The sequence below is a fragment of the Amycolatopsis sp. NPDC049691 genome, assembly GCF_040675005.1.
Classification (GTDB): Bacteria; Actinomycetota; Actinomycetes; order Mycobacteriales; family Pseudonocardiaceae; genus Amycolatopsis.
Genome location: NZ_JBFANX010000039.1, coordinates 46,204 through 55,468, shown reverse-complemented (window position 1 = coordinate 55,468; position 9,265 = coordinate 46,204). Strand labels below are relative to the sequence as shown.

The 9,265-nt window shown below is 74.5% G+C and carries 10 protein-coding genes and 1 pseudogene; all 11 read left to right on the top strand.

All coding sequences use genetic code 11. From position 1 onward, the window contains the following. A pseudogene (locus AB0J40_RS46435) lies at window positions 1-205 on the top strand (hypothetical protein); the annotation flags it as partial. Then, window positions 202-1,455, top strand: a complete 1,254-nt coding sequence (locus AB0J40_RS46430) for a hypothetical protein (RefSeq protein WP_364466909.1) — start codon at window positions 202-204, stop codon at window positions 1,453-1,455. The pseudogene AB0J40_RS46435 and the gene AB0J40_RS46430, both read left to right, overlap by 4 nt. Before the next feature lie 3 nt (window positions 1,456-1,458). Beyond that, window positions 1,459-3,012, top strand: coding sequence for an Hsp70 family protein (locus AB0J40_RS46425; protein WP_364466907.1), 1,554 nt, complete (start codon window positions 1,459-1,461; stop codon window positions 3,010-3,012). A 525-nt stretch (window positions 3,013-3,537) separates the two neighbouring features. Next, window positions 3,538-4,680, top strand: a complete 1,143-nt coding sequence (locus AB0J40_RS46420) for an MFS transporter (protein WP_364466905.1) — start codon at window positions 3,538-3,540, stop codon at window positions 4,678-4,680. A gap of 10 nt (window positions 4,681-4,690) precedes the next feature. Then, window positions 4,691-5,014 carry a divalent-cation tolerance protein CutA gene (gene cutA, locus AB0J40_RS46415; protein ID WP_364466903.1) on the top strand — a complete coding sequence of 108 codons (324 nt, stop codon included), beginning with the start codon at window positions 4,691-4,693 and terminating at the stop codon, window positions 5,012-5,014. Between the two features lie 10 nt (window positions 5,015-5,024). Then, window positions 5,025-5,726 (top strand): RraA family protein, encoded by a 702-nt coding sequence (locus tag AB0J40_RS46410; protein WP_364466901.1) that lies wholly within the window; start codon window positions 5,025-5,027, stop codon window positions 5,724-5,726. A gap of 63 nt (window positions 5,727-5,789) precedes the next feature. After that, on the top strand, window positions 5,790-6,254 hold the full coding sequence (locus tag AB0J40_RS46405) for a DUF6292 family protein (protein ID WP_364466899.1): 465 nt from the start codon (window positions 5,790-5,792) through the stop codon (window positions 6,252-6,254). A gap of 46 nt (window positions 6,255-6,300) precedes the next feature. Continuing rightward, the gene (locus AB0J40_RS46400) at window positions 6,301-6,945 is read left to right on the top strand and encodes a response regulator transcription factor (protein WP_364466897.1); all 645 of its coding nucleotides are present in this window, start codon (window positions 6,301-6,303) and stop codon (window positions 6,943-6,945) included. A 72-nt stretch (window positions 6,946-7,017) separates the two neighbouring features. Further along, a complete protein-coding gene (locus AB0J40_RS46395; RefSeq protein WP_364466896.1) occupies window positions 7,018-7,416 on the top strand; it encodes an ATP-binding protein in 399 nt (132 codons plus the stop codon). Between the two features lie 41 nt (window positions 7,417-7,457). Next, complete coding sequence (locus tag AB0J40_RS46390; protein WP_364466894.1) at window positions 7,458-8,891, top strand: PAS domain S-box protein; 1,434 nt, start codon at window positions 7,458-7,460, stop codon at window positions 8,889-8,891. Further along, complete coding sequence (locus tag AB0J40_RS46385; protein ID WP_364466892.1) at window positions 8,888-9,262, top strand: response regulator transcription factor; 375 nt, start codon at window positions 8,888-8,890, stop codon at window positions 9,260-9,262. Before AB0J40_RS46390 ends, AB0J40_RS46385 begins: the two co-directional genes overlap by 4 nt. Window positions 9,263-9,265: the final 3 nt, after the last annotated feature.

Genomic DNA, 9,265 nt, shown 5'->3' with positions numbered 1-9,265 from the left:
GTTCACCGTCACCCTGGCCGACGGCCGCAGCATCACCGCGCGCCGCCTCCTGGTGGCCACCGGCCTCACCGATGTGCTGCCGGAGGTGCCCGGGCGCGCCGAGCACCCCGCGTCCCCGCGCGACGTCCGGGACGCGGCCCGCGTCCTGGTGCGCACCTGCGAGGGAATCCTGCTCAGCGAAGCCCGGGCGGAGGTCTTGTCGTGAACGAGCTGCCGAAGAAGATCAAGCGGGCGGCCGGGGCCGTCGCCGGCGCCGTCGCGTCGGAAGTCGCCGGGAACGTGCTCACGCCCGGGTCGTCCGCCGCGCCGGCACCCGCGCCCGAGCCGGCACCGGCCGCCGCCGAGACCGTGCACGACCTCCCCGCCCACGAGTACGTGCCCGAGGTCGAGACCAGCACCGTCACCCGGGGCGAGGACGGCCACGTGGCGGCGCAGACCGGGACCGTCTGGCACCCGGAGACCACCGACGGCGTGCCGCTGGCGGAACTGCCCACCGTCGAGGAGTTCGAGCAGATCGAGGTCCGCGAGGACGAGTTCGGCAACTTCGTCATCGACGCGACCGAGCGGTTCGTCGTGCACAACCACGGCCGCGACGAGGTGTACACCGACCACCAGCACCTCGTCGTCTCCGGGGACGGGACGCCCGGCGACACGGACATCGACATCGTCCAGGACGCCGGCATCGTGGTCCACGAGAACCCGGACGGCACGATCAGCGTGGAGCACCAGGGGTCGCTGACCTACGAGCTCACGCCCGACGCGCCGGGGCACGGCGACATCGAGGTGTTCCAGGAGGAGACGGTCGTCCTCGACGAAGCCGAGACCGGGCCGCCCGGGATCGAGGTCGGGATCACCGTGGGCGAGCAGGCGAAGGCCGACGACCCCTTCGGCGAGCCGGCCGGGCCGGCCATCCACCAGACCGAGGTGATCGCCGACAAGGGCCGCGGCGCCACGGTGACCGCGCAGGTGACCGCCCCGGCGCCGACGCTGCCCGGGCCGCCCGCGCCGCCGGTCGTGACGTTCGGCCGTCAATCGTCCACAGTGGACGCTCCGGCGGCGCAGCCGGTCGCGGTCGAGACGACGACGCTCGCGGCGTCGAATTCGCTGGCCGAGCACCCGGTCGTGAAGCACAGCTTCGCGACCGAACCCGAGCCGGAGCACCACGACGCCGGCGAGGTCACCGGCAGCGGGCCGCACCCCGTGGAGAAGGAGCACCCCTTCGAGCCGCCGCGGCACGACGAGCACCGGCCGGACCACGAGCCGGAGCCGGACCACGCGCCGGCCGCGGGCCACGCACCGGATGCCGGCCCGGCGGCGGACGACCCGCCGCCGGAGCCGCACGATCCGCCTCCGCTCGAGCCGCCCGGTCCGCCGGAGCACGAAGAGCACCTCGCGGAACCCGAGCCGGTTCCCGGCGATCACCCGACTTTCGAGCACACGCACGGCGGAGGCTGACAAATGGGCTACGGACTGGGCATCGACCTCGGCACGACCTTCACGGCCGCCGCCGTCGACAGCGCCGGCCATGTCGAAATGGTGTCGCTCGGCGACCGCACGGCGGCCATCCCGTCGGTGGTGCTGCTGCGGGCCGACGGAGGTGTGCTGGTCGGCGACGCGGCGAGCCGGCGCGCGGCGGTCGAGCCGGACCGCGTCGCGCGCGAGTTCAAGCGGCGCCTCGGCGACCCGACGCCGGTGCTGCTCGGCGGCGCGCCACATTCGGTGGCGTCGCTGATGGCGCACCTGCTCGGCTACGTGGTGCGGACGGTCGCCGGGCAGCAGGGCGGCCGGCCGGACCGGATCACGCTGACGCACCCGGCGAACTGGGGGCCGTACAAGCGGGAGCTGTTCGAGCAGGTGCCGCGGCTGACCGGGATCGACCGGGTCGGCCTGATCACCGAGCCCGAAGCGGCGGCGGCGCACTACGCGGCGCAGGAGCGGCTGGACGACGGCGCGGTCGTCGCGGTGTACGACCTCGGCGGCGGCACGTTCGACGCGACGGTGCTGCGCAAGCGCGGCAGCGGGTTCGAGATCCTCGGTTCGCCGGAGGGCATCGAGGGGCTCGGCGGCGTCGACTTCGACGAGGCCGTGTTCGGGCACGTCGACCGGGCGCTGGACGGGAAGCTGTCGCAGATCGACCCGGACGACCCGGGTGCGGTGGCGGCGGTGGTGCGGTTGCGCCAGGAGTGCGTGCTGGCGAAGGAGGCGTTGTCGGCCGACACGGAGGCGGCGGTCCCGGTGCTGCTGCCGTCGGTGCAGACGGAGGTCCGGCTGACGCGCGGCGAGTTCGAGGAGATGATCCGCCCGTCGATCACGGCGACGATCGGTTCGCTGCACCGGGCACTGCGCTCGGCGAACCTCCGCCCGGCGGACCTCGGGGCGGTCCTGCTGGTCGGCGGCTCGTCCCGGATCCCGCTGGTGTCCCAGCTGGTGTCGGCGGAGCTCGGCCGCCCGACGGCGGTGGACATCCACCCGAAGTACGGGGTGGCCCTCGGCGCGGCGGCGCTGGCGTCGGGCCGGTCGGGGCTGGTCCAGGCGACGCGCGCCCAGCCGGTGCCGCCGCCCCCGCTCCCGGTCCCGCGGGTGCCGGCGCCCCGCACCGAGCCGACGACCGCGGGGTTCGGCGCGGGCGCACCGCCGCCGGCGTTGGGGCGGGCGAAGCCCGAAGCGAGCCCGGGCCGCCGGGCATCGCGCCGAGGAGTGGTCGTGGGGCTGTGCGCGGTGGCGGTGGTGGCGATCGGCGGCGTGGCGGTGGCGGTGAGCAGTGCGGGCGGAAGCGGTCCGGGAAGCGCCCCACCGGCCTCGAGTTCGGCGACGGAGACGCCGACGCTGGTGACGCTGCCATCACCGGAGGAACCGCAGACAACGCACGCGACGGCGGCGGCCCCGCACACGAACCCCCCGGCGACGACGAGGAGGAAGACACCCCCGCGGACTTCGACGCCGACGCACACGACCACCCCGACGACGACCACGACCCCGACGACCACGACGACAGCGAAGCCGACGACTTGAGGGTGCGTTCCGGCTCCTACGCCGGTGCGCCCACAACGACACCCGCCGGCGCGAGCAGCACCGGCAGCCCGGCCGGCGCCGAGGGTGGGTTGGGTTCGTGGGGGTTCGCCGGGGGGCGGGGTTGGCGGGGAAGCGAGGGCCGCCGGGGCCTGGCCTGGCGGCCGGTATGGGTTGGCGGGTAAGCGAGGGCCGCCGGGGTCTGGCCTGGCGACCGACATAGGGTGGCGGGGAGCCAAGGGCCACGGAGGTCTGGCCCTGCAGCCGATATGGGTTCGCGGCGAAGCGAGCCGGCGGCATTCATCGCCGAGGTGCGCGGCCACCAGAGGCGGGCTTGGCAGCCCCGGAGGTGCCGGGCCGGCGGCACGTGCGGTTCGGGGGCCGGCCCGGCATCCACCCGAACCCCGAGGCCGGTCGTCACCGAAACCCCATCCCCGCGCCCAGGATGTGAGAGGTTTTCCAGCCCAAGAGGTGAAGCCCCACCCACCACCGTTGACCCCGCCAGTCCCATCCCCGCAACTGAACCGTGTGATCACCATCCCGGCGCGGCGGCCCACCACCGGCCGCCGTCAGCTCGCCCTTCTCGCCGCCGTGCAGGTGTGCGCCATGAGCCTGTGGTTCTCCGCCTCCGCCGTCGTCCCCGCCCTTCGCGCCGAATGGGGACTCTCCCGCGAACTCGCGATCCTGCTGACCGTCACCGTCCAGGCCGGGTTCGCCACCGGGGCCGTCTGCTCCGCCGCGCTCAACCTCGCCGACCGGCTCTCTCCGCGGCGCCTCGTCGCCGGCAGCGCGCTGCTCGCCGCCGTCGCGACCGGGCTCCTGCCGTGGTGTCCGCACGGCCTCGCCGCCCCCTTGCGGTTCCTCACCGGGTTCGCCCTCGCCGGTGTCTACCCCGTCGGCATGAAAGTCGTCGTCTCCTGGTTCCCGCGCAAGCGCGGCCTCGCGCTCGGCGTGCTCCTCGCCTCGCTGACCGTCGGGTCCGCCCTGCCCAGCCTCCTGCACGCCCTCCCGTGGCGAGCCGTCCTGCTCGCGAGCGCCCTCCTCGCCACGCTCGGTGCCGCCCTCGCCGCGGCCTTCGTCGAAGCCGGCCCGGACAAGGCCCCCGCACCGCCCTGGCGACCCCGCTACCTCCTGACGATGGCGAAGGACCGCCGGCAACGGAGCATCTGCCTCGGCTACTTGGGCCACATGTGGGAGCTTTACGCGTTCTGGGCCTGGCTCCCGGCCTACCTCGCCGCCACCGGAGGCCCGCAGGGACCGACCGCCTTCGTCGTGATCGGCGTGTGCGGCGCCGCCGGGTGCCTCCTGGGCGGCGTGCTCTCGGACCGCTGCGGCCGCGTCGTCGTCGCGACGGCCGCGATGCTCGGCAGCGCCGGCTGCGCGCTCCTGTCCTTCCCCGCGAGCGGCACCGGCCTGCTGTTGCCGGTGCTGCTGGTCTGGGGGGTCGCCGTCATCGCCGACTCCGGTCAGTTCTCCGCCGCCCTGGCGGAGACGGCCGATCCGCGGTACGTCGGCACCGCGCTCACCGCGATGACCGCGCTCGGGTTCCTGCTCGGCGCCGGCACCATCCAGCTGCTGCCGCTCGCCGCGGACGCCGTCGGCTGGCGTGCCGCGTTCCCCGCGCTCGCGGCCGGCCCCGTGCTCGGCGCACTCGCCCTGCGCCGCCGGTAGCCTCGCGGACATGGCGGCAGAGCACGTGATCGTGACGTCCACGACCGACTCCGAAACCGCGGCCCGCGAGCTGGCTGCCACGGCTGTCGAAGAACGGCTGGGCGCCTGCGCGCAGGTCGTCGGCCCCGTGACCAGCGTCTACCGCTGGGACGGCGAGGTGCGGACCGACCAGGAGTGGCGCGTCGAAATCAAGACGACGGCCGGCCGGGTGCCCGCGCTGACCGAGCGCATCGGGCAGCTGCACGGCTACGACCTGCCGGAGGTGATCGCCACGCCGATCGTCGGCGGCAGCGCCGCGTACCTGTCCTGGCTCGGCACCGAAACCGCTGGCTAGATTCGGGGGTATGGAAGACCTTCGCGCGCGTTTCGAAACCCTCACCACCGCCCACCTCGCCGACGCCTGCATCCGCGCCGGCCTGCCGGTGCGCTGCGCCCCGGCGCCGACGCGCGCGGTGGTGCCCGGCACCCGCCTGCTCGGGCCCGCGATCCCGGCCCGGCACGTCGGCAGCGTCGACGTCTTCCTGGAGGCCTTCGAGCACGCCGCCCCCGGTGGCGTCCTGGTGGTCGACAACGGCGGGCGCCTCGACGAAAGCTGCGTCGGCGACCTCGTCGTCCTCGAAGCGCGCGCGGCCGGGCTGGCCGGGGTCGTGATCTGGGGCCTGCACCGCGACACCGCCGACGTCCGCGCGATCGGGCTGCCGGTCTTCAGCCTCGGGTCGATCCCCACCGGCCCGCTCAGCCTCGGCCCGCGCGTCGACGGCGGCCTCGACGAGGCGATCGTCGGGACCTGGCGCATCGGACCGCGGGACCTGGTGGCCGGCGACGACGACGGCGTCGTCTTCCTCCCGCTGGACCGCGCGGGCGAGCTCTTCACCCTCGCCGAAGGCATCCGCGACACCGAACGCCGCCAGGCCGACCGGATCCGGGCCGGCGAGCCGCTGCGGCAGCAGGTCCGCTTCGCCGACTTCCTCGCCGCGCGCGAAGCGGATCCGGCGCTGACCTTCCGCGCGCACCTGCGGGCCGTCGGCGGCGCGATCGAGGAGTAACCCGGAAGTGTGATCTTCGCCCAAAGGGGGTATCCCGCGCTGCGGCGGCGTGGGAGGCGGATCATGAACACCCTCATCGACTTCGGCAGGGACATCGAATACCACTTCGCCCGCGGCCTGCGGGCCTACCTCGCCCGGGTCGCCCGCGCCGTCGGCGTCGGGTTCGAGTCGTGCTCGCTCGACCTCGACGTGCCCACCTCCGGCTACGTGGCGCTCGACCGCGCGCTCCCGGACCTGCCGGGCCACGACCTGGCGCTGATCTGGGACGAGGTGCACGGCTGGTCCGCCGTCGTCGAGCCGGCGGGTGGCGGCGCGCCGAAGGTGCTCGCCTACCTCGGCGGGTCGGAGGTCCTGCCGCCCCCGCCCGCGGTCGCGCGGTTCCTGGACGTGCTGCGGCTCGCCGGCCCGCCCGCCGGCTCGTTCCGGCCGCCGGTGTTCCGGGCGGCCGGGCGCCACGAGGACCTCGTCGACTGGCTGCCGGTCACCGGACCCGAAGGCCTGTTGCGGCCGAGCTCGCCGGCGTGGTGACGCCTAGGATGGGGCCGGCAGCGACCCCGTCCACCGAGGGAACCCCGTGACCAGCGCCGAACCCAGTCCCGTCCGCGTCCTCCTGGTGGAGGACCACGACATGGTGGCCGAGGCGCTGCAGCTGGCCCTCGACCGCGCCGACGGGATCACCGTCGTCGGCCGCGCCCGCTCCCGGGCCGAAGCCGTCGCCGACGCGCACGAGCACGAGCCGGACGTCATCCTGCTCGACCGGCGCCTCGCCGACGGGGACGCGCTCGGCGTCGTCGCGCAGCTCGGCGAGACCGGCGCGCGGGTGCTGGTGCTGACCGGGGACGCGACGCCGTCGGTCGCCGTGCAGGTCGCGAAGGCGGGTGGGGCCGGCCTCCTGCTGAAGTCGTCGCAGCTCGGCTTGCTGGAGTCCGCGGTGCGCGACGTCGCCGCCGGCGGCGTGGTCTTCGACCCCGAGCTGCTGCCCGACATCTTCGACCGGCTCACCGGCCGGGCGCCCGCCCGCGGCGCCGAACTGACCGCGCGGGAGCGCGAAACCCTCGACCTGCTCGCGGAAGGCGCCACGACCGAAGAGATCTGCGAACGGCTGGGCATCTCCCGCAACACCACGCGCAACCACGTCCAGCGCGTGCTGGAGAAGCTCGGCGCGCGGTCGAAACTCGAAGCGGTGGCCGTCGCCCGCCGCGAAGGCCTGCTCGGCTGATGCACCTGCACCAGTGACGCGGCCGGGGTTTGCATCTCGTCCGCCCGCGCGCCGACCGGCAGGCTGGACGCCGTGGACATCCCGGCGCCGCTCACGGCAGAGTGCGCCCTGACCGATCCGGCGGGCGGCCTGGCCGTCGTGCGCCGGTTCGCCCGGCTCACGCTGACGGCCTGGGCGTGCGAGTCCATCGTGGACGACGCGCTGCTGCTGCTCACCGAGCTCGCGACCAACGCCCTGCAGCACGGTGCCGGCCACCCGGTCCTGCGGCTGAGCGTCGGGGCCGGGCACGTGCGCATCGAGGTGTTCGACGACGACCCGGCGCCGCCCGTACGGCGCGCGCCCGGCGCCGACGGCGGCTGGGGCCTGGCACTGGTCGAGCGGCTGTCGCTGGCCTGGGGAACCACGCGCCACGGCCTGGGGAAGGTGGTCTGGTGTGCGCTGTCCGCGCCGTCGGCCGAGTTCGCCGGCTGACGCGCTGTGCCGGCGGGGCGGCGATCCGGCAGAGTTGGCGCATGGACGACGACGGGCGCGAAGACCGCTTCCGGCTGCTGGTGCGCAGTGTCCAGGACTACGCGATCTTCCTGCTCGACCCCGAGGGCCGCATCGCGAGCTGGAACCTGGGCGCGGAGCGGATCAAGGGCTGGACCGCCGAGGAGATCATCGGGCGGCACTTTTCGGTGTTCTACCCGCCGGAGGAGGTGGCGGCGGGTAAGCCGGCGTGGGAGCTGGAGGTCGCCACCGCCGAGGGGCGGCTGGAGGACGAGGGCTGGCGGGTCCGCAAGGACGGGACCCGGTTCTGGGCGAACGTGGTGATCACGGCGTTGTTCGACGAACACCACCGGCTCGAGGGTTTCGGGAAGGTCACCCGCGACATGACGGAACGCCGCACGGCCGAGGAGGCCCTGCGCGAGAGCGAGGAGCGGTTCCGGCTCCTCGTGCAGAACGTGCAGGACTACGGCATCTTCATGCTCGACCCGGGCGGGCACATCTCGAGCTGGAACGCCGGTGCCGAGCGGATCAAGGGCTGGACGGCGGAGGAGGTCATCGGGCGGCACTTTTCGGTGTTCTACCCGCCGGAGGAGGTGGCGGCGGGCAAGCCCGCGCGGGAGCTGGAAGTCGCCGCCCGGGACGGCAGGCTGGAGGACGAGGGCTGGCGGGTCCGCAAGGACGGCACCCGGTTCTGGGCGAACGTCGTGATCACGGCCCTGTTCGACGAACACCGCCGGCTGCAGGGCTTCGGGAAGGTCACCCGCGACATGACCGAGCGCCGCAACGCCGAGCAGGCCCTGCGCGAACGCCGCCGGCTCGTCGGCCACCTCGTCGACGCCCAAGAGGTCGAGCGGCGCCGGATCGCCTGGGACGTCCACGACGAGTCGATCCAGTCCATGGTCGCCGTCGGCATGCGCCTGCAGCTGCTCGCCTCGCGGCTGCCGGAGCCGCACGCGAGCGCGGTCGCGGGACTGGACGAGTCCGTGCAGGCGGCCATCGGCAGGCTGCGCGGCCTGGTGTCCCGGCTGCGGCCGCCGGAGCTCGACCGCCACGGTCTGGTGGAGGCGGTGTCGGGCTACGTCGACGACGTCGCGGGCCGCTGGGGACTGGCGCACTCGGTGTCCGACGAGCTCACCGCCGAGCCGTCGCCGGAGGCCGCGATCACCGTCTACCGGATCTGCCAGGAAGCGCTCAGCAACGTCCACAAGCACGCCCGCGCCACCCGCGTCGACCTCCTGTTGTCCACAGTGGACAACGGGACGCTCGTGCGGATCACCGACGACGGCGTCGGCATGGCCACCGGCGACGTCGCGGCGGGCCACTTCGGGATGGTCGAGATGTACGAACGCGCCGAAGCGGCGCACGGCTGGCTGTCGGTGACGAGCACCCCCGGCGGCGGCACGACCGTGGAGTTCTGGCTGCCGATGCTGCCCGACGCGCCGGGGCTGGAACCATGACCGAGGTGCGGGTGCTGATCTCCGACGACGACGAGATGATCCGGTCGGTCCTCAAGGAGGTGCTCGACTCCGAGGCCGACATCGCCGTGGTCGCGGTCGCCGAAGACGCCGACGAGGCGATCCGGCTCGCCGAGCGCCACCGGCCCGCCGTCGCGGTCCTCGACGTCCGGATGCCGGGCGGCGGCGGGGCCAGGGCGGCGCGCGAGATCGCCCGGTGCAGCCCGGACACCGCCATCCTCGCCTTCTCCGCCTACGCCGACCGGGCCTCGATGGCCGGGCTGGCCGCGGCCGGCGTCACCGAATACCTCGTGAAGGGCGTGCCGAACGCGAAGATCGTCGAGGCCGTCCGGCGGCTCGGGCGGGCGTCGTGACCG